Annotated in this window: 24 protein-coding genes; 9 read left to right on the top strand and 15 right to left on the bottom strand. The window is 57.2% G+C overall.

Annotation, left to right across the window (positions count from 1 at the left end; genetic code table 11):
• Positions 1–18: 18 nt before the first annotated feature.
• Positions 19–1,527, bottom strand: coding sequence for a TIM44-like domain-containing protein (locus BJL95_RS16470; RefSeq protein ID WP_071159480.1), 1,509 nt, complete (start codon positions 1,525–1,527; stop codon positions 19–21).
• Positions 1,524–2,147 carry a TPM domain-containing protein gene (locus BJL95_RS16465; RefSeq protein WP_071159478.1) on the bottom strand — a complete coding sequence of 208 codons (624 nt, stop codon included), beginning with the start codon at positions 2,145–2,147 and terminating at the stop codon, positions 1,524–1,526. Before BJL95_RS16465 ends, BJL95_RS16470 begins: the two co-directional genes overlap by 4 nt.
• Positions 2,148–2,206: 59 nt before the next feature.
• Between BJL95_RS16465 and BJL95_RS16460 the strand changes: the two genes are divergently transcribed.
• Positions 2,207–3,226, top strand: a complete 1,020-nt coding sequence (locus BJL95_RS16460) for an SPFH domain-containing protein (protein WP_071159476.1) — start codon at positions 2,207–2,209, stop codon at positions 3,224–3,226.
• Positions 3,227–3,370: 144 nt separating this feature from the next.
• Here the strand turns inward: BJL95_RS16460 and BJL95_RS16455 are convergent, their stop codons facing one another.
• The 9 genes from BJL95_RS16455 to mobA all read right to left on the bottom strand — a co-directional run bounded on the left by BJL95_RS16455 (position 3,371) and on the right by mobA (position 10,585).
• Entirely contained in the window at positions 3,371–4,240 is an 870-nt protein-coding gene (locus BJL95_RS16455; RefSeq protein ID WP_071159474.1) for a GyrI-like domain-containing protein, read from the bottom strand.
• Between the two features lie 352 nt (positions 4,241–4,592).
• The gene (locus BJL95_RS16450) at positions 4,593–4,850 is read right to left on the bottom strand and encodes a hypothetical protein (protein WP_071159472.1); all 258 of its coding nucleotides are present in this window, start codon (positions 4,848–4,850) and stop codon (positions 4,593–4,595) included.
• A gap of 894 nt (positions 4,851–5,744) precedes the next feature.
• Entirely contained in the window at positions 5,745–6,056 is a 312-nt protein-coding gene (locus tag BJL95_RS26095) for a hypothetical protein (RefSeq protein WP_071159470.1), read from the bottom strand.
• Positions 6,057–6,178: 122 nt separating this feature from the next.
• The gene (locus BJL95_RS26090; RefSeq protein WP_368086609.1) at positions 6,179–6,346 is read right to left on the bottom strand and encodes a hypothetical protein; all 168 of its coding nucleotides are present in this window, start codon (positions 6,344–6,346) and stop codon (positions 6,179–6,181) included.
• A gap of 72 nt (positions 6,347–6,418) precedes the next feature.
• Positions 6,419–7,765, bottom strand: coding sequence for a hypothetical protein (locus BJL95_RS16440; protein WP_175463740.1), 1,347 nt, complete (start codon positions 7,763–7,765; stop codon positions 6,419–6,421).
• 175 nt (positions 7,766–7,940) lie between these two features.
• Positions 7,941–8,237 (bottom strand): type II toxin-antitoxin system RelE/ParE family toxin, encoded by a 297-nt coding sequence (locus BJL95_RS16435; protein ID WP_071159466.1) that lies wholly within the window; start codon positions 8,235–8,237, stop codon positions 7,941–7,943.
• A complete protein-coding gene (locus BJL95_RS16430; protein ID WP_071159463.1) occupies positions 8,234–8,479 on the bottom strand; it encodes a type II toxin-antitoxin system ParD family antitoxin in 246 nt (81 codons plus the stop codon). The genes BJL95_RS16435 and BJL95_RS16430 overlap by 4 nt, the downstream gene beginning before the upstream one ends.
• Positions 8,480–8,638: 159 nt before the next feature.
• The gene (locus tag BJL95_RS16425) at positions 8,639–9,922 is read right to left on the bottom strand and encodes a DUF2130 domain-containing protein (protein WP_071159461.1); all 1,284 of its coding nucleotides are present in this window, start codon (positions 9,920–9,922) and stop codon (positions 8,639–8,641) included.
• 75 nt (positions 9,923–9,997) lie between these two features.
• Positions 9,998–10,585, bottom strand: a complete 588-nt coding sequence (gene mobA / locus BJL95_RS16420) for a molybdenum cofactor guanylyltransferase MobA (RefSeq protein ID WP_071159459.1) — start codon at positions 10,583–10,585, stop codon at positions 9,998–10,000.
• Positions 10,586–10,602: 17 nt separating this feature from the next.
• Here mobA and BJL95_RS16415 point away from each other — a divergent pair, with 17 nt between their 5' ends.
• The 3 genes from BJL95_RS16415 (at position 10,603) to BJL95_RS16405 (ending at position 13,626) form a co-directional block, all read left to right on the top strand.
• Positions 10,603–11,061 carry a DUF302 domain-containing protein gene (locus BJL95_RS16415; RefSeq protein WP_071159457.1) on the top strand — a complete coding sequence of 153 codons (459 nt, stop codon included), beginning with the start codon at positions 10,603–10,605 and terminating at the stop codon, positions 11,059–11,061.
• 28 nt (positions 11,062–11,089) lie between these two features.
• Complete coding sequence (locus tag BJL95_RS16410) at positions 11,090–11,491, top strand: hypothetical protein (RefSeq protein WP_071159455.1); 402 nt, start codon at positions 11,090–11,092, stop codon at positions 11,489–11,491.
• A gap of 392 nt (positions 11,492–11,883) precedes the next feature.
• Positions 11,884–13,626: an LTA synthase family protein gene (locus BJL95_RS16405; protein WP_175463739.1), complete on the top strand. Its 1,743-nt coding sequence runs from the start codon at positions 11,884–11,886 to the stop codon at positions 13,624–13,626.
• Here BJL95_RS16405 and BJL95_RS16400 read toward each other — a convergent pair.
• Entirely contained in the window at positions 13,562–14,188 is a 627-nt protein-coding gene (locus BJL95_RS16400) for an alpha-ketoglutarate-dependent dioxygenase AlkB (RefSeq protein ID WP_071159451.1), read from the bottom strand. The two genes, BJL95_RS16405 and BJL95_RS16400, sit on opposite strands and share 65 nt — an antisense overlap.
• Positions 14,185–15,843 carry a putative transporter gene (locus BJL95_RS16395; protein WP_071159449.1) on the bottom strand — a complete coding sequence of 553 codons (1,659 nt, stop codon included), beginning with the start codon at positions 15,841–15,843 and terminating at the stop codon, positions 14,185–14,187. Before BJL95_RS16395 ends, BJL95_RS16400 begins: the two co-directional genes overlap by 4 nt.
• Positions 15,844–16,051: 208 nt before the next feature.
• Between BJL95_RS16395 and BJL95_RS16390 the strand changes: the two genes are divergently transcribed.
• Together BJL95_RS16390 and BJL95_RS16380 are read left to right on the top strand one after the other, a co-directional pair.
• Positions 16,052–16,618, top strand: a complete 567-nt coding sequence (locus BJL95_RS16390; RefSeq protein WP_064025431.1) for a cytochrome c — start codon at positions 16,052–16,054, stop codon at positions 16,616–16,618.
• A 293-nt stretch (positions 16,619–16,911) separates the two neighbouring features.
• Entirely contained in the window at positions 16,912–17,625 is a 714-nt protein-coding gene (locus BJL95_RS16380) for an EF-hand domain-containing protein (protein WP_217631699.1), read from the top strand.
• Positions 17,626–17,761: 136 nt separating this feature from the next.
• Here BJL95_RS16380 and BJL95_RS16375 read toward each other — a convergent pair whose 3' ends face one another.
• Together BJL95_RS16375 and BJL95_RS16370 are read right to left on the bottom strand one after the other, a co-directional pair.
• Positions 17,762–19,309 carry a cell wall metabolism sensor histidine kinase WalK gene (locus tag BJL95_RS16375; protein WP_071159445.1) on the bottom strand — a complete coding sequence of 516 codons (1,548 nt, stop codon included), beginning with the start codon at positions 19,307–19,309 and terminating at the stop codon, positions 17,762–17,764.
• A 4-nt stretch (positions 19,310–19,313) separates the two neighbouring features.
• Positions 19,314–19,997: a response regulator transcription factor gene (locus BJL95_RS16370; protein WP_071159443.1), complete on the bottom strand. Its 684-nt coding sequence runs from the start codon at positions 19,995–19,997 to the stop codon at positions 19,314–19,316.
• A gap of 186 nt (positions 19,998–20,183) precedes the next feature.
• Here BJL95_RS16370 and BJL95_RS16365 point away from each other — a divergent pair, with 186 nt between their 5' ends.
• From BJL95_RS16365 to carB, 3 genes are all read left to right on the top strand, one after another.
• Positions 20,184–20,687, top strand: a complete 504-nt coding sequence (locus tag BJL95_RS16365; RefSeq protein WP_083386110.1) for a Spy/CpxP family protein refolding chaperone — start codon at positions 20,184–20,186, stop codon at positions 20,685–20,687.
• 221 nt (positions 20,688–20,908) lie between these two features.
• The gene (gene carA, locus BJL95_RS16360) at positions 20,909–22,042 is read left to right on the top strand and encodes a glutamine-hydrolyzing carbamoyl-phosphate synthase small subunit (protein ID WP_071159439.1); all 1,134 of its coding nucleotides are present in this window, start codon (positions 20,909–20,911) and stop codon (positions 22,040–22,042) included.
• Positions 22,043–22,060: 18 nt separating this feature from the next.
• Positions 22,061–25,282 (top strand): carbamoyl-phosphate synthase large subunit, encoded by a 3,222-nt coding sequence (gene carB / locus BJL95_RS16355; protein ID WP_064025417.1) that lies wholly within the window; start codon positions 22,061–22,063, stop codon positions 25,280–25,282.
• The last annotated feature ends 12 nt before the right edge of the window (positions 25,283–25,294 follow it).

The raw sequence follows: 25,294 nt of genomic DNA, 5'->3' as shown, positions 1-25,294 counted from the left end.
TTCGGTGATTTGCGAGACTCAACCCGCATACACCTCGTCCTGCTCGATCAAAAACAGCACCCAGGAAAACTGGCCGGTGCTGATCTTGCTGCCGCAATAACCGCATTCGCCGCTTTGGCCCATGTTGTCGGCCGGGGCGCCGCAACTGGGGCATTGGCTTAGCGCGTAGGGCTGGTCGCGGCGTTCGGTGGCGGTGCGGCGGACGAAGGTCCAGTATTCGGAATAGCGCCGTAACTTGGATTTGGAGCCGCCGACCAGTTTGCCGTTACCGTCTTCGGTGTAATCGTTGCAGGCGGCGAAGATGCGTACGGTGACGGCTTCGTAAAACAGATCGCTGTCAATTTTCGCCAACACCACTTGTTCGATCCGCAGATTGTCCAACCGGTTGAACCAGCCGCGCGCGACGTACATTTTTTGCCAAAAGGCGTTGGTTTCGTAGAGCCGGTCCGACAGCAAATGCCGGGCCGCTTGCCATTCGCGCCGGCTCCAGCAGCCGTAAATGGTCAAGAAATATTGACGAACGACGTCTTTCTCGAACGGCGCCCAGAACGGCGTCCAATCGGCGAGGCCGTATCGTTGCTGCCAAGCATTGATTTGTTCGATCAGATCGCTTTGTTTGATCGTGACGGCTTGCGTGCCTTGCTCTTCGGCGTAGGCCGCCAAGCCTTCGTCCACCGGTACCGCGTGGGTACCGACCACGATGCGCTTGCCCAGACACCATTGCTCGCCGCCTTTTTGCACGGTCGCGCCGCAATAGCCGCACACGCCGGTATCGGTAAAATGCGCGGGGCCGCCGCATTGCGGGCAGCTCAGGGTCTGCATTTTTTCAGGTTCCGCCAACAGTAAGCCCTTGCGGCGGTATAGCCGCCAACGCTCGACGACGGCGTAGCGCGAATGCGCGTCTTGCAGGTCCAAGCTGTAGTTGGCGTCGATCTCGATGTCGATGTCGATACTGTCGCCGTCGGCGCCGGTCGTGTCGACCGCGAGCCAGCGCATGCCGTTGACGACGATTTCGCTGACGGTCCAGGGTTGGGCTTTGCTGAAATGGCCTTGTAGCTCGGCGCTTAAGAATGGCGACAAGTACTCGAATTCCGGCTTGGTTGAGTATTCGTAAAATTTGCAATACAGGGAATGCACGAATTCCAGAAACACGATCGCCGAAAAGTTGCGGTCCAGCCGCTTCAGCGCGGCGACCTGCTCGGCAATGCCGTTTTGTCGGCGGACGCGGACTTCCGGCGGCGGGGTGGCGGGGATGGCGCGGGTTTGGGATTGTTGGTGGATGATGTAAATGACGATCGCGGCGATAATTAAAAATAGGACCAACGCTTCCAGCGTCGACATCGGATGAGCGGCCGACGATCCGCCGCTGTGGGTGCTCCAACCGGAACTCGAATGCGAGCCGCCGCTAAAACTGTGCGAACTCGATGAGCTGTGCGAACTGCTGGAATGCCCGCCGCCCGGCCGGGCCGGCAGCGCTTGGGAAACGGTCAAACCGACCAACGTTACGATCGCAAGCCACTTTTTCATAAATCGACGTCCAGCCGGTCCGGCAATTCGTTGAGGTCGCCGGCGCGCACCGGCAGGTAGCGGGCGCAGGCGTCGGCGGTGTTCGCCAAGGCCTGCAGCAAGGCTTGTTCCGGCCGGCCGGCGGCGAAGACCGCGTCGAACTCGGCTTGCAGCGTCCGCCAAACCGGTTGCGGAATCGCCTGCTCCAGTCCCCGATCCGCCAACAGAAACACTCGCCGCTCCAACAGCGAGCAATACACTAGCAAGCCGGTCTTGCCGCTCGTATGCTGAATGCCGGCTTTTTGAAAGATCGCCCGAGCCAGGATTTCCACCGCCTTGTCCAGACGCGCCCGGCGTACGCTAAAGCGCTTGATGATCGGCAACGTGGCGACGGCGTAAGCAAAAGCGAAAGCCAGCAGCGGGGCGTAGTAGATTAGCCAGTTTTCGAACTCGACCGGCGCGTACATCAGCAGCGTAAAACACAGCCAGGCCGCAGCCAATCCCCAGACCAACGGAACCGAGCCGTATTCGGCCGAGCGCGCCCGGAACACCACCACGACTTCGGCTTGCGAACCGCGTTCGATATGCTTGATCGCCTCCCATAACCGGGCCTGATAGTCTGCCGCCAAATATCGTTTCATCGCTTTTTCACCGCCGTGCTCTATAGTTGGTTTCCAAGTTTTATTCTCAGGGGACAATCATGGGACTTTTCGACGGTTTGCAACGCCAACTGCGCTCGGTTATCGAATGGCAACAGCCGGCGCCGAACGCCTTGTTCGAACAATGGACCGACAACGGTGACGAAATCAAAAACGCTTCGACCTTGATCGTCGGCCCCGGCCAGGGTTGCATCTTCGTCTATCGCGGCAAAGTGCAGGCGGTGTTCGACACCGAAGGCTCCTACAACCTGCAGACCGACAACATTCCGTTCTGGACCACGATTGCCAGCTTCATGCAGTTCTTCGAAAGCCAATACAAGGTCGGCATTTATTTCTACCGCAAGACCGTGATCTTGGATCAGAAGTGGGGTACCACTTCAATGATCAAATATCTGGACCCAACCTATAAATTTCCGGTCGGTCTGCGCGCCTACGGCAATTATAGTTACCGTCTGGCCGAACCCGCCGAGTTTTTCGTCAACGTGGTCGGCGAGCAAAAGGCCTTTACCACCGATCAATTGCGTACCGTGATCGTCGCGCGGCTCGGCCAGCCGCTGGCCGATTTTCTGGCCACCAGCCGCTTCGGTTATCTGGATATCGATACCAATCGCGAAGAAATCGCCGCCGGCGTGCTGCAAAAGTTGCTGCCGATGTTTGCGGAACTGGGCTTCGCGATCACCGACTTCAGAATCGAAGGTACCGACTTCGACGAAGACACCCTGAAACGCATCAACCGCATCGCCGACATGACCGCCGAAGCCCAGGCCGCCAAGGAAGTCGGTCTGGACTACGCCCGCATTCAGCAATTGGAGGCGATGCGCGAAGCCGCCCGCAACGAAGGCGGCGGTGCCGGGATGGGCATGGGCTTGGGCGCCGGCATCAGTTTCGGTCAGAACATCGCGCAAGCGATGAACAATCCCGCGGCCGGCGGCGCTGCGCCCGCGCCGGTCGCCGCCGATCCGATGGAAAAACTCGCGCAACTGAAAAAAATGTTCGAAGCCGAGTTAATCACCGCCGAGGAGTACGCGGAAAAGAAGAAAAGCATTTTGGACGGGATGTAACGGCGCGCGGCGCTGTCGCCGGTCGTTTAAGCTCGACCGGATGATTGCGGGGCGGGCAGTTCGGCCGGAACCGAGCGCGATGCTGGACGCATTGGACGCAAGAGGCCGCGAATCGCGCTAACACGGCCGCTCGAGTGCTGGCGTTTAGGCCAATGGCAGGTAGATATCCGTGATCTGTTCGTGTTCCGGGGTTTCCGGCACGCGCTTGATATAGTGAAAAAACAGCGGAAAGTCCCGCAATTCCTCGCCGCTGCCGGGCAGCCAGTCGCGGAACAGGTAGTACACGCTATCGCTGATGCGGTCGGTCGAGCCGATATGGCGCACCACGGCGCAACGTCCTTCCGGAATCCGTTTGTTGACGACGCCTTGCGGGTTTGCCGGCACGGCTTGCTCGACCTCGCCGCAGACATCGAAGCGAAACTCGTCCGGCGGTGTGACGGCCGGGTCGTCATAGGCGATACCGAAGGTCCGGCTCGTGGCAATCGGCGACAGGCCGCTCTGCTTGCGCCAATCGATGAAGGTTCGAACCGTGTCCATCACTAGGCTGGGCGCGGCGCGGTGCTCCAGCACGGCAATCAGAGTTTCGGAAAATTCGACGATGTTGACTTGCATAAAGTGACTCCTGATACGTTGGGGTAAGCGCATGCGCTGGTTCCACGGCTGCCATGCGGGTTGGGTTCTGAATTGAGTCGGCGTTTGTCCGAAGCATTTTTTGAAGGCGCGAGAGAACGATTCCGCGTTACCGAATCCGGTTTCCAACGCAATATCGGTAATCGGCCGCCGTTCCTGAAACACCAGTTGATACGAGGCTTTGCGCAAGCGCAATAGCTGCACGTAGCGGGTCGTGCTCAGCCCGGTATAAGCGGAAAACTGCCGTTGAAAGTGGAAGCGGGAAAAATGTGCCTGCCGGCTCAATTCGTCAACCGACAGCGGCTCGAACAAGTGCCGGTCGATGTACTCGAAAACCCGATCGAAGCGCGCCGCATAGGCCGCGTTCGCTACTGTGTCTGTCACGGTAATACCTCCTGATTCGAGGCTTACTGTAACAAGCGCCGAATCCCGCCGCCTGACCGAACGTGCGGAGTTGAGTGGATTTACGCTGGCTCCCAAGCTCCGGCTTGGGAGCACAAACCTGAGAAGTTCCAGCTTCCTAATTCAATCATCGGGAATCCCTGATTGTGCCGATGACTCGCTCTGCCTGGCCAATAGGGCCGGTTCCGGTCGGAACCCGATAGGTCAAGGGAGGGTAGGGGGTATTCGGCCGCCAGCCTGTGAACCGCTGCCTAAATAAAAAAGCCCCGAACGCCGGGTGGCGCTCGGGGCTCCTCTTAACGGTCCGTGGCCGGTTACCCGGCCGACTGGGCGCTTATTTCACGATTTCAGCGGCCGCCGCTTTCAACTTGGCGGTGTCGGCCTGCATCGGTTTCATCATGTCGTTTTTCGAGGCTTTCGCCCCGGCGACCAACTCGTCGGCCGTTTTGAACTTGCCTTTCAAGGTTTCGAAGCTGGGCGCTACCGAACCGTTGTGGCAACCCTTGCAAGTATCGGCGTCGCCGGCGTGCGACAACGACGGTAGCCAGGCAAGAAACAGCGATGCGATAGTGGTGATTAGAGCTTTCTTCATAACTCGGACTCCTCGGTTTTATAGTAATTATTGAGTTGAGAATCGGCGTTCGTTCCAATCGAATCTTCTCGACGGACGGACACCGAGCGCAGTCGGATTTTTTCCGATTGCGAAAAAATTTCTATCACACGACCCACGGCAATGCAAATCGTGGCGGCATATAAAGCGCGAGCGGACCGGGGCCAGACCGGCGCGGCGCTTTGTTTAACGATGCGGATTCCAGCCTTGGGCCAAGCGTCGAGCTTGGATTTCCAGGGCAAAGACGGTTAAAGATCTGAACCACGAGGGTATTAAACCATCGGCCCGACCAGCCAGCCGACGAACTCGGCCCTTCAATGCCGTTTGCCTGGCGAAGAGCGCGCCAGCCTGCGCTTAGACGAGCCCAGTCCGAACGAAATGCCGGCGATACACGGGGCCGGGTTAACCACTCGATCCTTTTCTACCGGCGCGTCCTTAGAGGGAGTCGCCAACCCCAGTGCCGCCAATCCTGTCCTGAATGCCGCTGAAACGCTCGGTTTGAACGGGCGTCCGCCGGAGCGCGCCGCGCGGAGGCAAATGCCGTCGGCAAATCCGGCCCGAACACCGGCGATACTCGACGCCGAGTTTTTTTGCTCGGCGTCGAGCCGGTGATATGCGGAGTCGAGTCTTTTTTGCTAGGCCGAACCCAGCCATACGCGGTGCTGAGGCTTTCGCCGGAATCCGGTGTGGGTTTCATTCAACTTTGTCAGATGACTCAATAAGCATCGTCATTCCGGCAGGGAAGGGCGGACCCGTTAGAGCTCGGAGCGAATCCGGACGCCATGGACGGATTTAAGCCATACCATCCATGGTACTGGATGCCCGATTCCCGGCGCGCATGACGGCCTTGAACAAATCCGGGGCGATGGCGCCGGATCACGTTTTCGCTAAACCGATGTAGGCTGCCTTTCGAACCAGGTCCGGAAGCGCCAGCTTCCCAAATTCTCGCCAGTCTTTGACCGCTTCGATCAATCCCTCCGCGCCCGCATAATGCCGCGAACCGGAATAACGCCAATGCTCCGGCAAACCCACATAGCCGCGTTTGGCCGGATCAAGGTGGATGTAAACCGGCTTCCGCCGCCTCGCCGTCTCGGATTCGATCCGCCGCGGATGACTACCTTCCTCCCAAACCCGATATTCGTTCTCGATCTTATGCGGCCGCTTCAACAGCGCCAAGAATTCCAGCACCCGCGCCGAACCGCTTTATTGCAAATGACCGACGATTTGCTTGGCGGTGTAAGTCTTAAAACTCTGAATATCCCGGCACAAATCCGGCGAAGCGGCGATCAGGTGCAAGTGATTTTCCAGGATCACGTAACCGCACAGTTAAAACCCGCTGTCGCGCTAAAAAACGGCCAGGAATCCAGCACGATATTTACCGTCGCCGGGCGGGTAAACAGCGGCAGCCACTGATTGATCGTCGCGGTCAGAAAATGCGGGCTGGGGTTTTGCAGGACTCGGTAGCGGCTGCGGGTCATGGGCAATGGTCAGTTAGGTGGAACGGAAGCTGGAGATTGGGAATTCGTAACTCAGCAAAATGTGATTTTATTTTATGGCGCGTTTCTAAGCCAATGAACGCCATCATTGGAAGCACCTACATCTGTCATAACCAGATGGTGAGTCAATGGTTGTTCATGTCGGCAATCTTTATGAGAAAAATAATGGACAGTTTCATCAAAAACCCAATCTTGGTCGGGTGGCGCATAAGATTGGAACAGATGACAATATATCCAATGTAAATCCTTCCCAGAGTTATCAAAATTTTGAGCTGTGTTGAAAATCTCCTCTTCAACAAGCACACCGTCAAGCGTTTCTAGCCCAACGTGAACTACGCTGTTTTTATTTTCTGGCAACTGATCTACAGCCTCCCCTAATCGTTTTTTCATATCGCGTGCTTTCTTATCAACAGAACGTCCAGCATCGCAATGCCAGAATGCGCCAGCAGCAAAATCCATTGATGTTAAATATTTGTTGTTTACATGTCCTTCCCCAAAATATTCTGTTTTCCCACATACAACATGTGTAAAGCCTCGATTTGGGTCTCGATAACCGGCAATCAGCTCTTGCAATTGAGTCGAGGGCATTTTGACGGAGAATTGTTCAAGATGCGCTTTTGCCTTTTCAAAATTAACCGTATCAAAACTAACTTGCCACTGTTCGTTAGAGATTACTAGACATGACGATGACAACAACGGTAATTTACCTGCAAGCTGTCGCACTAAAAAATCATCAGGAAGCGTATCAAGTTCAACATGAAATACAATTTCAAAAACTGCGGGTATCTGCTTGGCAACAAGATAATCTCTAAGATGCCGCCACATTTTTATCCATTTCTGGCGCTCTTCCTTACTGTATTCTGAAGCCCCATTCAATCGTTTACATTCAATAAACCATTCCGTGTTTTCTGAAGCCGCCTTTATATCAGGTCTTTTTTCTAGTGGTGACTCTGGTATAAACGATACATCCTTCCAACCATTTCTTTTCCATAAAAGCGCAACTAAGATTTCAAACAATGCAGAATCAGGTTCAGGTATATTCCTTTTGCCAAACTTTAAAAGATTTATTAATTTCTGTTCAATTCCTCCAATTTGACGAAGTAACTCAAAGTCAGTACCTAATCGCTCAAAGATTGGAATAACTCTTGCGCCTTGAATGGGTTCATATTTTGTTGACTCAGTTAATATCATTTCTGCCAAATACAAATACCAACCCATTTTGTCCGATTGAACAGAAAGAGATTCGTGGTTTATTGCCTCTTGACGTGATTTTTTAGGCTTATGGAGGTCACCAAGGTGTTGCTCTATTTTTTTCTTGCGAGAACGCCATTCAACTGGTTCGATAAAACTAAACAGCCAATCTAGGACACGTTGCACTTCTGGATTATTTGATATTTCCATACGATATTTACTCTTCACTAGTTCCCAAGCTCCAGCTTGGGAATGCAATCTCGGAAGCTCTAGCTTCCCATCCACAACCAGTCTGGAAGCTGGAGCTTCCAAGACCGGGGTTCCCAAGCCGGAGCTTGGGAACCAGACCGACCAGATCAAAACGCCTCGGATGCCATTATTCAACTCATCCAATATGATTAACTACATCCATGCTCTGGTGGGGAATGCCGATTATTTCTATGCCGGTATTGGTAGTGATGTAAAAAACTAAATGCCGGCCTTCGGGGAAGCAAAAATAACCGGGTTTTATATCGTCGCGCGCCTTACCTAGCTTGGGGTGTTCCGCAAGCCAGTTGAAACGCTCGAACAGTGCGCGTAGGTATTGGTCGGCTTGCTCGGGACCCCATTGTTGAAACGTATAAAGCCAAATCTGCTCCAAATCCTCCGCCGCCAGTTGCCTGATGCGATAGCTTGGCTTCATTGGTTGTGATTTTTTCGCATCGAGGCCAAAAATTGTTCTTCGTCGAAATCCTCCTGTAGCGGGCTGTCTTCGCCGGCTTGCAGCTTGGCTCTTAGGCTTTGCAGCTTAAGTTCCTCTTCTTCCAGTTTACGCAAACCGGCGCGAACGGCCTCGCTAACCGACAAGAAACGGCCTTGCTGTATTTTTTCCTGCACGAAGTTATCAAAGTGGTCACCTAAAGTGACGGAAGTATTTCTAGCCATGATCTCGCTCCCGATAATGTGTATTAGATATTAATATACAACGGGGCTTGCGCCAAACGCTTGTTTTTCCTATCCACATCCGAATTGGAAGCTGGAGCTTCCATGGCGTGGGTTCCCAAGCCGGAGCTTGGGAACCAGATCGACCGTCTGGCCGATAGCTCAGTCCAACTGATCATCCATCCCCAACGCCCGCATTTCCAGGCCATCAATCTCCTGTAAAGACTTGCCGGCGATGCCTTGCAAGTCGCCGTACATACCCACCGTGGCGTTCATGACCCGTTCGATTTGCGCTTCGCGTTTGGCCCATTGCTTGGTAATGGCTTTGCGTTCCTTGTCCAGGTCTTCCTGCATGGTGGAGAAGGCTTCGACGATGGCTTCTACGCGGTGACGGAAGCGGGGACCGGTCAGGTATTGGTAGACCATCTCGGTTTTGCCGTGTTGGCCTTCGGCGGCGAGGCGGGCCATGCCGACTTCCAGTAGGGTGTGGCGCAGCACGGTGGCAACCGGCAAAGCGGCGCGCGGGGCTGTGACCCAGATGCCGTCGATCACTTCGAAGCTGTCCACGCCTTTGGGCAGGGCGTGGCTGACCAGCACGGCGATGTCGGCCTTGGCGTTGCGCTGGTCTTCGCGCAGTTTCACCAACCAGCCGTCGCTCCAGTTTTTGGTACGCTTGGCTTCCCAGAGGATGCTGCCTGCTGACTGACCGGATCCACCGACCACGCGTTGCAGCAGGTCGCCGCCGAATTCGCCCTTGGCGACCGGTTCGATGTTGTCGAACGGAAACTTGGCGCGCAGCAGGGTTTCCAGCTCCAGTTCCTGTACTTCACCTTGCAATTGCTGTGAGCCTTGTTCGGCTTTTTGTTTCAGCTCTTCGATTTTTTGCTGCATGGAGGCGATGGTCTGGTCTTTTTCCATTACCCGCAGTTTCAGGCCTTCCTCGGCTTCGCGTTTGGCCTGGTTGCGCACTTCGGCCAGATTGGTTTGCACGCGTTTTTCGATGGTCAGTTCCAGCTCGCGCTTGGCATCGTCCAGTTCGCGTTGTTTTTTGATCAGCTCGGCTTGGGTTTGCTGGGCTTCGGCGAGTTTGGCGTCGCGGACTTTCAAGACTTCGTTCAGTTCGGCCAGCTCCCGGCTTTTGTGCTCCAGTTCGGCGGCGGCAGCTTGTTTGGCTTTGCGGGTTTCTTCCTCGATCACCCGCTGGCGTTCGGCTTGTAATTGTTTGGCGACTTGCTGCGCGACTTGATCGTCCAGGCCGCGCTTGGCTTCGGCCAGTTGTTTCTCCTGGTCCTTGATGCCTTGTTCGCGCAGGGCGATGGCTTGGTCTTTTTGCTGTAACTGCTGCTCGAACTGTTTGCGGGTGGCGGCGAGCAGCGGCGCGGCCAGCGATTCGGTCAACGGTACTTGCGTGCTGCAATTGGGGCAGGTGATGGTGGCTTCGGTCATGTGGGTTGGAAAGTCGGCGGATTTGGGAGCGGCATGATACCGGCACGGATTGGTTTCGTCTAACGGGAACACTACTTAGGTGTGCCGGTCCAGCTCGGCCAGGTCCAGTGCGGTATTCACGTTGGCGAAGATGCCAGGCCGATCCGAGAAATCTACTAGGACTGGGTTGTGCTCGGCAAACCACAGTTGCAATTTGCGTTCGCCGCGGTCCAGATAGGCTTGCAGATCGGCGGCAAGGTGGGTGCGCAACGCGGCGACGGTCGGATGCCAGCGTTCGCCGTCGTGGGCGGCGGCAATCGCTGGCTCGTCGCTTAACGCGGTTAGCAGTCGCTGTAAATCGGCGGTTTCGATCAACGGCGTATCGCAGGGTAAGATCAGCAGAATCTCGCTATCGCAGGCTCGCATGCCGGCCAGAATACCGGCCAGCGGGCCGTCGAAGTCGGTGTTGGCGTCGGCAATTACCGGATAGCCGAGTTGACGGTAGGCGTCGCGATTGCGGTTGGCGCTGATCCAGGTAGCGCCCACCAAGGGTTGCAACGCGGCTAAACCGTAAGCGGCCAGCGGCAAGCCTCGGAAGGGCAGCAAGCCTTTGTCGCGGCCGTCCATGCGTCTGGCGCGGCCGCCCGCCAGGACCAAGCCGGCGACTGTGTTTTGCCCGTTCATGATGATAAACTTTGCCGATGTTGAAGAGAGCCGTCATTGTCGCAAGCCTGCCGCTGTTTGCAAGCTGCGCGGGGCTGCCGCCGAATACCGAGTTGGTGCCGTATTACCAAGTCGAAACCGTCAAGCCCTACGATGAGGTGCTGGCCGAACTGGAGGTGGCGATAGCCGAACACAATTTCCGCATCACAGGTCACAGCCGGGTCGGCAAGGTGATTCGCGATCGCGGCGCGATCGGCTTTCCCGAGTACGACACGGTCCAGTTTTGCAATCTGACGCTGGCGAAGGTGGTGTTGGAGATTACGCCGCACGCGATTGGTTTCATGCCGTGCAACGTTGTGACCTACCAGTTCGAAGGCAAGACCCGGATCAAAACCCATTTACTGCCCGAGGACACCGATAATTCGGCCTTGAACGCGTTTGCCAAGGAAATGAATCCGCAATTGCGGCAAATCGTCGATTTCGCCGCCCAACCCTGATTTCACTTAACCCCATCCGAAATACACCATGAAAAAAACCTTGTTTTCGACCGTTGTCATGTTCGCGTTGCTAACCGGCTGCGCCGCTCAGCAGGAAAATACCCAGGCCGAGGCGCCGGCCGCCGAAACACAACTGACCAGGGTCAACGACTTTCCGACCCGCGACCGGGTGGAGTACGTGTTGGAATGCATGGCCAAGCGCGGCGGCAGCGGTAGTTACATCACCCAATACGCCTGCGGCTGCAAGGTGGATAAGATCGCCGAGAAACTGACTTTTGCCGAATACGAGGCGGCGCGCACCTATACGCAAATGCAGAAAGCTCCCGGCGAATCCGGCGCGGCCTTCCGCGATGCCAAACAGAGCAAGGACTTGCGCGCCAAATTGAAGGAAGCCGATGCCGAGGCCGAAAAAGCCTGCTTCGTGAAATAAGCTGTTGTCGCCAACCGATACGTGGACGGGCTTGCGTTCAGCGGCGGTTCCGCGTTCCGCTCGGTGGTCGCGACGCCGGCAAAAGGGCTATCGGCCGGTTTGCCGGCGTCGCTGAATTGAATACCGGAAACCCGGACAGTCCGCCCTCATCACTTATTGACCTGGCCCCTTGAATATCGTTCGCCCGACCGTCGAAGCACCCACCAGCCTAGGCTTCGACGAGCTCAGCCCAAATGAAATACCTGTGATCAATAGGGCCGGGTTAATAGTTCCGTCTTGTTCCGATGATGCGGTGTTTGATCGCCGGTCACCGCTGACGGCGCGCTATTGCGGATCGCTTTTTGTCGTGGATGGTGTCGATTTCTCCGTCTCAAACGCCGTTGAAGGCCAAAATGCTTAAATTACTGGGCTGGCTGTTGTTGGCCGCGCCGCTGGCATTGAAAGGGCTGTACGTCGATCGCTTTATTTACGACTACACCGGCACCCGCTGGCTGGGTCTGGGGCAGGTGATTGCCAACGACGCGGTACTGTTTTTCGCGATCTTGTTATTGGGATATGTGTCGCTGTCGCCACGCTTGCCGCGTCCGGCGGTAGCGCTGTTACGCCTGACGGCCTTGGCGATCTGGGCGGTGTATTGGATCGATTACGCGATCATCGTTAATTTCAATACCCATCTAGCGCTCGGCGATGCTATTAAATACACCGATTATTCGCTGAAATACATTCGGCAAATTTACGGGTTGAGCGATGCCGGGCTGGCCTTGCTGGGCGCGGCGCTGGCGATATTGCCGGCTTACTGGGTTCTGGCGCGGTTTCCGGCCGTCGCGACCCGCCGGAAGTGGCCGCTGGCACTGATTTGCAGTCTGCCGCTGGCTACCGCCTTCGCGGAAAACGAGCGCTACGCCCACGCCTGGATTTACAAAAACGTCATCGACTACAACCTGACGATCCTGTCGGAAGCCTCGCCTTACAGTCCGGCTTTCCGGCATGCGCTGCGGTATCGCGAAACCTTGAGTTGTCAAACGGCGGTGCCGGTCGCGCCCAACGTCATTGTCCTGATGGTCGAGTCGCTGTCGGCCTACCAGAGTCGATTCTTTTCCGGTATCGAGGACTGGACGCCGAATTTGGACGCGATTGCCGCCGAACAACGGGCCTACACCCAGTTTTACGCCAACGGCTTTATTACCGAGGACGGCGAAATTGCGTTATTGACCGGGATTTTGCCGCTGTATCCGCCGTCCAGCTACAGCGACGACGGCGGCACGTCATTCCATAGTTTTTACGATTTGCCGGCCTTGCCGCGTGTGTTAAAACCGCTCGGTTACCGTAGCGAGTTCCTGACCACCGCCGATCTGGAGTTCGGCAATACCGGCGATTGGGCGCGGCGCGCCGGTTTCGATGGTGTCGAAGGTCACGATCATCCGGAATACGACCGCTGGGAGCGTTTTCACTTTCAGGCCGCGCCGGACGAAGCCTTGTACCGGCGGCTTATGGATCGCGTCGCGGCGCAACGCGGACCGTATTTACTGTTCGCCAAGACCGTCAGCAGCCACCATCCCTATATCAACCCAGAGACCAAGGAAAAATCCGAGTCGGCGGCGATTCGTTATACCGACCAACAATTGGGCCGGTTTTACCGGCAATTGCGGGCCTCGGGATTTTTCGACAACGGGGTGTTGGTCATTGTCGGCGATCATCATTCGATGACGCCGCTGAAAAAAGCCGAGGGCGAGCGCTTCGGGCCGTTCAAGGCTTCGGCCAGAGTGCCGTTGGTACTGGCCGGCCGCGGCATCCCGCCCGGTGTGGAAGCTCGGCCGTTTCAACAGATCGACGTGTATCACAGCCTTCGCGGCCTGATCGAAGGCCGGCAATGCCACGGCGATTGGATCGGCGATTTGCTGGCCGGCGCGCCGCCGCGTTTCATTTTGCATCGGCGCGGCGACAATCGCGATATGGTCAGTTTGTTTAGCGAGGACGCCGATTATCTGATCAAGCTGGACGGCGATGCGACCCGCTTGGCCGGCAAGGCGCCGGCCGATCCGAATTTGGCGCGCGAGTGGCTGGACAAGGTCAATTCGGCGCGGATTGCCCGAGCGGACTGGGCGGCGCGGCAATCCGCCGAAAGGTCAAATTGATGCGCGCTTGCTTGGCTAGACGGGTTTTCGGCAATTCGTGACGCCAGTGGTGTTGCAGGCTGCCGGCCATGATCAGCAAGTCGCCGTGCGCCAAATCGATATCCAGGGTTTCGCGGCCGCGCTTGTGTCTAAAACGTAATAGCCGGCTGTCGCCGAAACTCAACGAAGCGATCAGCGGATTGCGGCCCAATTCGGGTTCGTCGTCGGCGTGGAGGCCCATCGAGTCGCGGCCGTCGCGGTACAGATTGGCCAACACGCTATTGAAGGGATGCTCGCAAGCCGTCTCCAGCTCGCCGTGCAGGGCTTGCAAGTGGGCGGTCCACGGCAGCGGTGCGTGATCGACGCCGGAATAGCGGTAATGGGCGTCGGCGTCGCCGTACCAGGCCATCAAGCGCGGCACGGTCACCCAGCGGCCGAACAGGTGGATTTGTTCGGATTGCCAGGCCAGTTCGGTTAACAAGCGCTCGAAATGGTCGTCGGCCGATGCGGTCGGATAAAAACCGCGTAGCCAATACAGTTCGCCGTCAAACGGCGCCAGATTGTCGGCGATCGCCTGATTCAATGGACCAGCAGGACCAACATTTGCGCCGCGACGATGCGCAGGATCATGACTAGCGGATACACGCTGGCGTAGGCCACCGAGACCGCCGGCGACGGGCTGAAGCTGTTGGCGAAGGCCAGCGCCGGCGGATCGGTCATGCTGCCGGCCAACAAACCGCATAGCGACAGAAAGTTCATCCGATACACCAGCCTCGCGATGCCGGCGACGATTAACAGCGGCAACAAGGTAATCGCCGCCGCGCAGGCCATCCAGTAAACGCCGTCGCCGTGCACCAGCGTGGCGACGAATTGGTCGCCGGAGTTCAGGCCGACGCAGGCCAGGAACAGCACGATGCCGATGTCCTTCAAAATGATGTTCGAGCTTTTCGGCAAGTGCCAGGTGACCGTGCCCCAATTGCCGATGCGGCTCAACACGATGGCGACCAACAGCGGCCCGCCGGCCATGCCGAGTTTGATCGCCGACGGCACGCCGGGCACGTACAATGGAATGCTGCCCAGCAAAATACCCAGAGTCAGGCCGATAAAGATCGGGATGATTTGCGGGTGGTCCAGCGTCTCCAGCGAATTGCCCAAGGCCGCCGCGATGTTCGTCAGCGCCTGTTTACTGCCAACCACGTGCAACTCGTCGCCGTATTGCACCTGCACGTTGCTGGCCGGCGAGAATTCCACGTCTGGGCGATGTACCCTGGAGATCGTCACGCCGTAGAGCAGGCAAAGCTCGCCGATGGTAACGCCGATCGCCGAGCGGTCGGTCACGACCATGCGCTTGCTGTCCAGATGGCTGGGGATTTGTTTCAGGTCGACGTCGGATTCCGGTCCGATTAGCATTTTGAGCTGTTCCAACGGCTCGCGCGGACCGACCAGGCGTAGGATGTCGCCGACCGCCAGTTGGCTTTGGCGCTTGGCCAACTGCACTTGGCCTTCGTGCAGAATCCGGGTGGTCACCACGTTATGCTCGTGAATAAACGGAATCTCTTCCAGCGTCTTGCCGTGCAAATTCAGGTTTTCGACGCGCAAGTCCTTCCAGATCGGCACATCGTTTTTTTGTTGGCTTTCGGCGTACTGTTGGGTTTCGGCGTCGATGTCCACCTGGCAGAGTTTTCGATAGATCAGCATGGTCAGGATGATGCCGATGATGCCGAACGGGTAGGCCACCGCGTAACCCAGACCGGGCATTTTCAAGGTTTCCGGGTTGATGCCCGGCGTGCCGCCGAGCACTTGCTGAGCCGCCGCCAGCGACGGCGTATTGGTGGTGGCGCCGGAAAACAGGCCGACCGCGACCGGCATCGGAATCTCGCCGAAGTGCGCGATCGCCACCACCAACAGCGCGCCCAAGCCGACGATGGCGGCGGCCAGACCGTTCAACCGCAAGCCGTAACGCATGAACGAGTTGGCAAAGCCGGGCCCGACTTGCAGGCCGATCGCATACACGAACAAAACCAGGCCGAAATCGCGTAAAAAGTGCATCACTTCCGGATTGATCGTTAATCGGTAATGACCGAACAGCAAGCCGGAGAACAGCACGCCGGCGATACCGAGCTGAATGCCCGCCAACGACAGCCGGCCGAGTATCAACCCGCTGGCGACGACCAGCGCGATGATCAGCAGCGTATGCGGCACCGAATCTTGTTCGATCAGAGTCAGCAGCCAGTTCATCGGCGCTCTGCTCCAATCTGGATTCGGCCGGTTTGTCGGGCAAATCGATACCTGTTGCCTAAGCGGCGCGGCCGCGCCATGCGGGCGGGTTTGCCTAGCCGGCCGAGGCTGACTATGATGGTCGCGCGCAGGGTAGCGGCAACGTCAAAAACCAATTGGGACACCATCATTTAATTCGCGAGTCCATTATCCAAACCGGGAGAAGTCTATGAAGCGATCTTACAATATCAAAATTCAATGGCTGGCGTTATTCGCCTTGTTCGCGGGGGCCGCGCAGGCCGCCGATGTTGGGGCCGGCAAGGCGAAGTCGGCCGCCTGCCAAGCGTGTCACGGGCCGGTTGGCGTGAGTAGCGGGCCGTTGTGGCCGAGCTTGGCCGGTCTGAATGCCGGTTATATTGAAGGTCAGCTGGTCAAATTTCGCTCCGGCATGCGCGATGACCCGGTCATGCGGCCGATTGCCGAGGAACTTAGCGATGCCGATATGCAAAATTTGGCCGCCTATTTTTCCAGCTTGCAAGGCAAATCGGCCGGCGGCGATCCGGCATTGGCCAAACTTGGCAAGGATAAGGCCGGCATGTGCCTGGGTTGCCACGGCAATAACGCTCAGGGCGTCGGCATGGCGCCGAAACTGGCCGGCCAGCTACCCAAATACTTAGCCAAACAATTGACCGATTTCAAGAAAGGCGCCCGTAAAGCACCGCAAATGAATGCGATGGCTCAGTCGCTTTCAGACGATGACATCAAAGCGCTGGCGGCCTATTTGGCGTCCTTGTAAGCTAGGTCCGCGCGGGGTGGCAAAGACTTGCCGGCCGGCGGCAAACCGACTTGCCACCGGCCGGTTTTTTGTTGCAAATCGGCGAATTCATTCGATTTCGAGGCTTCTTCCTCGACATTTCTTAACCAGCTTTTACTCATCTTTACCAAAACTGTCGTCCAGAACGGCGGATTTAGGCCGATAGTTTGCACTAGCTCTAGTGCGGCGCGGCCAGACAGGCCGATTTCCGCGTTAATCGGCGGCAACCTTGGCAGGTTGCCCGGTCACTACCTAGTAAAGATGAGGATACAGCGATGAGTAGCATCAGCAGCATTAACGGTTCCGGCGCGGGAGCGATGTACGGCGGCATGAAAGCCTTGCAAAAACCCGATACCGCCAAAATGGCCGAGGATTTGTTTTCCAAGCTGGACACCAAGGGCCAGGGCTATATCGAAAAGAGCGATTTACAAGCAGCGTTGAGCAATGTGTCCGGTTCGGATTCGAGCTCGAATAGCAGCGCCGACGACCTGTTTGCTAAGTTGGATGGCGATGGCGACGGCAAGGTAACCCAATCGGAAATGCAGGCAACCCTGGAAAAATTGGCATCGGAGTTAGACGGCCCGTTTCCGAGGATGCGGATGCAAGGGCAGGGCGACATGCCGCCGCCACCGCCGGGCGGCGAGGACGATTCAGGTTTGACCAAGGATCAATTATCCAGTATGTCGGAGAAATTGAGTGCCACCGACAGCGAAGGTTCGCAAACGCTAAGCGATATCGCCGCCAACTTTGACGCCGCCGACAGCAACGGCGACGGCAAGGTCAGCGCCAGCGAGGCCAAGGCTTACGAAGACGCCAAAAACACGTCTGGGTCGGATAGCGCTTCGGCCGATTCGGCCACGACAACAGCGTCCGCCGGCACTTCCAGCCTCGACCAACAATTCATGAAACAAATGATGCAACTGATTCATGCCTATGGCGGTGGAGGCGATAGAGACCGCAATGGCGCCGGGATTTCGACGACCGCTTGAGGCAATCCGCCGTGCAGGCGGTAAGCGGCTTGGTCGGCACGCGCCGGTCTTTACGCCGCGTGCCGCCAATCGCATGGTTGATGGGCACGCAGACTGTTCGGTCGTGCTCCCGACCGAGGCCGGTTTGGTCGGTGGGTCAAGTGTGGGGGCTTGCCGGGCTTGGGGCGCCGAGCGGAAATTCCAGGATGATTTTCAAGCCGCCGCGCGGCCGGTTGACCGCATGGATGCTGCCGCGGTGGGCCGCCACGGCCCGTAATGCAATCGTCAAACCCAGGCCGGTACTGCCTGCCTTGTTGTGATTGCGGCTACGGAAAAATGGCTGAAATATCATTTCCAGTTCGGCTTCCGGCACGCCGGGGCCGTCGTCTTCGACCGAGACGGTGGCGAGCTTGCCGTCCGAGTTGAGCGCGATCGCGACCGCGCCGTCGGTACGACAATGCTGAACCGCGTTGCGGATGACGTTCTCGAAGGCGCGGTGCAGCAACTCGGCGTCGCCGCGCAACAGGATTTCGCCGCCTGCCCGGTAGACTAGACGGATGCGGCCGGCCGCTTCCAGTTCGGCGTCGGCGACGATGTCGCCCAGCAATTCGTCGAGGTCGACGGTTTCGGTCGGTTTCGCCGACACGCCGCTTTCCAAGCGCGATAGCATCAATAGCTCGCCGATCAAATCGCTCATGCGCTGCGATTCGCGTTCGATGCGCTCCAATGTGGCCGGCAATTTGGCGGGCATTTGCTGTACCAGACCGATCGCGGCCTGGATGCGGGCCAGCGGCGAGCGCAGCTCATGGGAGACGTCGTGCAACAAGCGCTGTTGAGCGTGGACCAAGTCGCCGATTTGTCCGGCCATGTGATCGAAGTCGCGGCCCAGATCGGATAATTCGTCGTGGCGATGTCCCATGCGATCGGCGATGCGGGTGTCCAGCTTGCCTTGGGCCAGCGCGGCGAACGCCGTGCGCAAGGTGCGGATCGGTTTGGCGAAGTACCAAGCCAACAGACTGCTGAACAGCAGGCCGGCCAGGGTGCCGGCGGCGATAGGCAACACCGGGGGTGGGGGCTCGCGAGACGGCGGTCCGCCGTCGCCGAATTCCGGCGGCGGACCGCCTCGATGTAGTAGACCGTCGCGCGGCGGCGGGCCTGAATCGGCGAAGTCGGGTTTTGGTCCGCGACCGTCATGACGATCGAAGTCGGGAGGGCGCGGCGGCGGATCGTCGAAAAAATGCGGTTCGCCGGCGCGTAGCAACGGTTTCAGGACGTCTGTCAGACCGAATTCACGCGCCGGAATAAACAGCAGATATTGCCGACCATCCCCGGCGGAAATTTCTCGCAACGCGTCGGGATAAGTGCCTTTGTCGTGCAATTCGCGCGCTTGCTTCAAGACCTCCGGTGACAGCTCGCGATTCAACACGTCGCGGCCGTCGTTATCCACCGCGAAAATTGCCGGAAATCGGGTTTGGCTCAAGGCGCCGAGAAACTCGCGTAACGCGTCGGAGCCGCCGTGAGTCAGAATCCGCGCGGCGACTTCGATCAACGCCGCGCGGCGGACGTCGATCGTTTGGTTGCGCGCTTGATTCTCGGCCGCGTGTTGGGCGTTATGGCGCAACCAGACCACGCTGCCGACACCGAAGCCGGCGGTCAGCAAGGCGAGCCAGAAGGCGAAAAAAAACTTCCAGAACAAACGGTCCATTGGGTCAGGCTTTAATCATTTGATAGCCCTGGCCGCGCACGGTCTGGATATAGGAGCGGCCGTCCTGTTGAGTGCCGAGTTTCTGGCGAATACTGCTCATGTGTACGTCGATGCTGCGGTCGAAGCGCGCCAGCGGCCGGCCCAGGGCTTTCTCCGACAACTCGTTCTTGCTGACGATATGGCCGACGTGGCTGGCTAGGGTTTCCAGCAAATTGAACTCGGTGCTGGTCAGTTCCAAGTCGCGCTCGAACCACAGCGCTTTGCGTTTCTCGCTCCAGATCTTCAGCGGTCCGGCAACGATAGGGCCGGATGAGGTCGCGGTATCGCGCTGAACCCGCCGCAAAATCGCACGTATCCGCGCCACCAATTCGCGGGGCGTACACGGTTTGGGGACGTAGTCGTCGGCACCGGACTCCAGGCCGATGATTCGGTCGACGTCGTCGCCCTTGGCGGTAAACATCAGAATCGGCAAACGGCTTTCGGCGCGAATTTTTGCGAGGACTTCGGTGCCTTTGATGTCGGGGAGCATGATGTCCAAGATCGCCAGTTGATACCCGCCGGACAGGGCTTTTGCCAGGCCGGTGGCGCCGTCGTTGGCAATGTCCACGCCAAACCCTTCCTGTTGCAGGTATTCGCCGAACAGCGCGGCCAGTTCGGTGTCGTCGTCGATAATCAGTACAGTGTTCATAACGGGGAATCTCTAAGCTAGACCGGTTCATGATAACGGCCGGCGTCGGCGCGCGCCAGCGTCGGATCGCCGCATTTACCTGAATTTACATCGCTCTAACGCCACTTAACTTAGCGATTGGCATACTGGATTCCGACGCCGCCCGCTAGGCGATGTCGAATTCTTAATCGACTTCGAGGAAACTCTATGAATAAACCATTTTCTTATTTAGTACTGATGTTGGCGCTACCGGTCGCCGCCCAGGCTCAACCGACGTTCGGCTCCGCGCCGCGCGACTGGGCGGTCATGTACGCCAATAACGATGTTGATCCTGAATTGGAGGGGCCCGCGCACGGCGGGCGGCCGCCGCATCATCAGGGTAAACATCCCGGTGGTGAGTTGCCGCCTTATTTGGCCAAGTTGGAGCTGTCCGAGCAGCAGAAAACCGCGATTAAGGCGCTGATCAAGACTACGCTCGGCGAACCCGGCGCCAAGCGCGACGAATTTCGGGACGCGGTGCGCGAACAGCATAAACTGTCGTTTTCCAGCGAATTTTCCGAGGACGCCGCCGCGAAGTTAATCGACAATCAATTGGCCGAACAACGTCGCGCCATGCTGCAAAAAGCCAAGTTGGACAACGGTGTTTTCAAGCTGTTGACCAGCGAACAACAGCAAGCGATGTTGGCCGACATGGCCAAGCGCGATCATTGAACAGATCTGCTGATCGCTCATAGCCCAACCCTCTGGATTGGCGCTACGGCGATCGAATTCGATTGACCGTCCGCCGCATCGGGATTTTCCTCAATGCACCAAAATAGAAAATTATTAATGACCAAACTGGCATAATTTCGTAAAATTGGCCTGTTTTTATCTCTCTGGAACGGGATGAGTCGCAAGACTTATCCCGTTTTCTACATCTAAGGTGGCCAATCTTGAATAAACCTGCATTACTGGTATTGGAAGACGGGACGGTGTTTCACGGGGCGTCGATCGGCGCCGACGGTTGTTCCGTGGGGGAAGTGGTATTTAACACGGCACTGACCGGTTATCAGGAAATACTCAGTGATCCGTCCTACGCCAAACAGATCGTCACTTTGACCTATCCGCATATCGGTAACGTCGGCACCAACGCCGAAGACGACGAATCGGCCAAGGTCTACGCCAGCGGTCTGGTCGTGCGCGATTTGCCGCAATTGGCCAGCAACTGGCGTATCGAAAAAACCTTGCCGCAATACTTGCGCGAACAAAACGTTGTCGCGATCGCCGACATCGATACCCGGCAATTGACCCGTCTACTGCGAGATAAAGGCGCGCAACGCGGCTGCATCATGGCCGGCGATGCCGTCGACGTCGAGGTTGCCAAGGCCGCCATCGACGGTTTTCCAGGCTTGCAGGGTATGGATCTGGCTAAGGAAGTCACGACCGCGCGAGCCTACGAATGGACCGAGACGGTCTGGAAATTGGGCGAAGGCCACGCGCAAGCGTCGAATTTAACCAAGCACGTGGTGGCTTACGATTTCGGCGTCAAACGCAACATTCTCCGCTTGTTGGCCAGTCGCGGATGCCGGGTCACCGTCGTTCCGGCCCAAACGCCGGCCGAGCAGGTGTTGGCGATGAATCCCGACGGCGTGTTCTTGTCGAACGGCCCTGGCGATCCGGAGCCGTGCGATTACGCAATCGCCGCGATCCGAGCCATCATCGAGAAAAAATTGCCGGTGTTCGGCATCTGCCTGGGACACCAATTGCTGGCTTTGGCCAGCGGCGCTAAAACCGAGAAGATGAAATTTGGTCATCACGGCGCCAACCATCCGGTGCAGGAGTTGGCGAGCGGTCGGGTCATGATCAGCAGTCAAAACCACGGTTTCGCGGTCAGCGCCGACAGCCTGCCGGCTAACTTAAAGCCTACCTATGTGTCGTTGTTCGACGGCAGTTTGCAAGGCATCGCCCGCACCGACGTGCCGGCCTTTAGTTTTCAAGGTCATCCGGAAGCCAGTCCCGGCCCGCACGATGTCGAGTCCTTGTTCGACGTTTTTCTGGAAATGATGAACCAGCCTCGTTCCGCTTAAAGATTTCCCTAGAGTGATATGCCAAAAAGAACCGACATAAAATCGATTTTGTTATTGGGCGCCGGACCGATCGTGATCGGTCAGGCCTGCGAGTTCGACTACTCGGGTACCCAGGCCTGCAAAGCCTTGCGCGAAGAAGGCTACCGAGTGATTCTGGTCAACTCCAATCCGGCGACGATCATGACCGATCCGGACATGGCCGACGCGATTTACATCGAGCCTATCGACTGGCAAACCGTCGAGAAAATCATCGAAAAAGAGCGTCCCGACGCGGTGCTGCCGACGATGGGCGGCCAAACCGCGCTGAATTGCGCGTTGGCCTTGGACAAGCATGGCGTTCTGGCCAAATACGGCGTCGAAATGATCGGCGCCACCAAGGAAGCCATCAACAAGGCCGAGGATCGCGATCTGTTCAACCAGGCCATGCGTAAGATCGGCCTGGAAGTAGCGCGCTCGCAAGTCGCCCATAGCATGGAGGAAGCTTTCGCGGCTCAGGAAAAAGTCGGCTATCCGACCATCATCCGGCCGTCGTTTACGATGGGCGGTAGCGGTGGCGGTATTGCCTACAATCGCGAGGAATTCATTGAGATTTGCGAGCGCGGCTTGTATTTGTCGCCGACCAACGAACTATTGATCGAAGAATCGGTTTTGGGCTGGAAAGAGTTCGAGATGGAGGTGGTCCGCGATTCCAAGGATAACTGCATCATCATTTGCTCTATCGAGAATTTCGACCCGATGGGCGTGCATACCGGCGATTCGATTACCGTCGCGCCGGCGCAAACCCTGACCGACAAGGAATATCAGATTCTGCGTAACGCTTCGCTGGCGGTATTGCGGGAGATCGGGGTCGATACCGGCGGTTCCAACGTGCAGTTCGCGATCAACCCCGACAATGGTCGTTTGATTGTCATCGAGATGAATCCGCGCGTGTCGCGCTCGTCGGCATTGGCTTCCAAAGCCACCGGCTTTCCGATTGCCAAGGTTGCCGCCAAATTGGCGGTCGGTTTTACGTTGGACGAACTCAAAAACGAGATCACCGGCGGTAAGACGCCGGCGTCGTTCGAGCCGACCATCGACTACGTCGTCACGAAAGTACCTCGCTTTGCGTTCGAAAAGTTTCCGCAAGCCAACGATCGGTTGACCACTCAGATGAAATCGGTCGGCGAGGTGATGGCGATAGGCCGCACCTTTCAGGAATCGCTGCAAAAAGCCTTGCGCGGCTTGGAAGTCGGAGTTGACGGTCTCGACGAAATTGCCGATCTTGGCGACGCTAACAGCGAAGACATCATCCTGCGGGAATTGCGCTATCCCGGCCCGCAACGCTTATGGTATTTGGCCGACGCTTTTCGGAGCGGTTTGAGCTTCCAAGAAATTCATCAAGCATCGAAAATCGACCCTTGGTTCCTGGCGCAAGTCGAGGATTTGATCAATACCGAAAAAACCTTGGCCACCAAAACCCTGGCGACTTTGGAGCCCGGCGAATTGCTACGGCTCAAACGCAAGGGGTTTTCCGACAAACGATTGGCGAAGCTGCTGGAAACCAAGGAATCGGAAGTGCGCAACGTGCGTCACAAGAAAGGGGTGCGTCCGGTCTACAAGCGCATCGATTCCTGCGCGGCTGAATTTGCATCGGATACCGCCTACCTGTATTCGACTTACGAACAAGAGTGCGAGGCGAATCCATCCTCCAGGGAAAAAATCGTTATTTTGGGCGGCGGTCCTAACCGGATCGGGCAGGGTATTGAATTCGACTATTGTTGTGTACATGCGGCGCTGGCCCTGCGGGAAGACGGTTACGAAACCATCATGATCAACTGCAATCCGGAGACGGTATCCACCGACTTCGATACGTCGGATCGCTTGTATTTCGAGCCGCTAACGCTGGAGGACGTGCTGGAAATCATCGATCTGGAAAAACCCAAGGGTGTCATCGTCCAATATGGCGGGCAAACCCCGCTGAAACTAGCGCGAGCGTTGGAAGCGGCCGGCGCGCCGATTATCGGTACTTCGCCTGATTCAATTGACTTGGCCGAAGATCGCGAACGCTTTCAGAAATTGCTGGAACGCTTGAATTTGCTGCAGCCACCGAATGCCACCGCCCGTTCGGTCGAACAGGCCGTCGCGTCGGCGAAGGAAATCGGCTACCCGTTGGTGGTAAGGCCGTCCTACGTATTGGGCGGTCGGGCGATGGAAATCGTGTTCAACGAGGAAGGCCTGCGCCGTTACATGAAGGAAGCGGTTAGCGTTTCCAACGATTCGCCAGTATTGCTGGATAGATTTTTGGACGATGCCGTGGAAATGGATGTCGACGCGATTTACGACGGCGAAACCGTTCTGATCGGCGGCTTGATGGAGCATATCGAGCAAGCGGGCGTGCATTCCGGCGATTCGGCCTGTTCTTTGCCGCCTTACGATTTGCCGCTGCATATCCAGGATCAGTTGCGGGCGCAGGTTGCGAAAATGGCCGAAGCGTTAGGCGTTCGCGGCTTGATGAATACCCAGTTTGCGATTCAAGGCGAGACAATCTTTGTGCTGGAGGTCAATCCGCGAGCTTCGCGGACCGCGCCGTTCGTGTCCAAGGCGACCGGCTATCCATTGGCGAAAATCGCCGCGCGCTGCATGGCCGGTAAATCCTTGAAAGAGCAAGGGGTTACCGAAGAGCGTATTCCCGAATATTTCTCGGTCAAGGAAGCCGTGTTTCCTTTCATTAAATTCCCCGGCGTCGACCCGTTGTTGGGGCCGGAGATGAAATCTACCGGCGAGGTAATGGGCGTCGGCAAGACCTTTGGAGAAGCCTTCGCCAAGTCGCAAAGGGCTTCGGGCGTGGATTTGAGCCATAGTGGTAAGGTGCTGATCAGTATCCGCGACGCCGACAAGGCAAAATTGCCGGAATTGGCGCGCATGTTGATCGCCAAGAACTACGAGATCGTCGCGACGCGCGGTACCGCGCGGGTTCTGAGGGAAGCGGGCATCGCCTGCCAGGAAGTGTTCAAGGTGAACGAAGGCCGGCCGCATACCGTGGATATGATTAAAAACGGAGAAATCCAATTAGTCGTCAATACCACCGAAGGGGTCAAGGCGGTGGCGGATTCGTTCACGATGCGCCGTGAGGCCTTGCAGCGCAGGGTCACCTATTACACGACGATGGCCGGCGCTCGCGCCGCGTGCTACGCCTTGGGCGAACTCGAAGCCGGCGATGTCAATTGCCTGCGGGATTTACATCAAACCTTTAACGGATGAATTGAAGAGGGG

Source organism: Methylomonas sp. LWB (assembly GCF_001856095.1).
Classification (GTDB): domain Bacteria; phylum Pseudomonadota; class Gammaproteobacteria; order Methylococcales; family Methylomonadaceae; genus Methylomonas; species Methylomonas koyamae_A.
The sequence above is the reverse complement of the archived record's forward strand: the minus strand, read 5'-3'. Positions and strand labels throughout refer to the sequence as shown.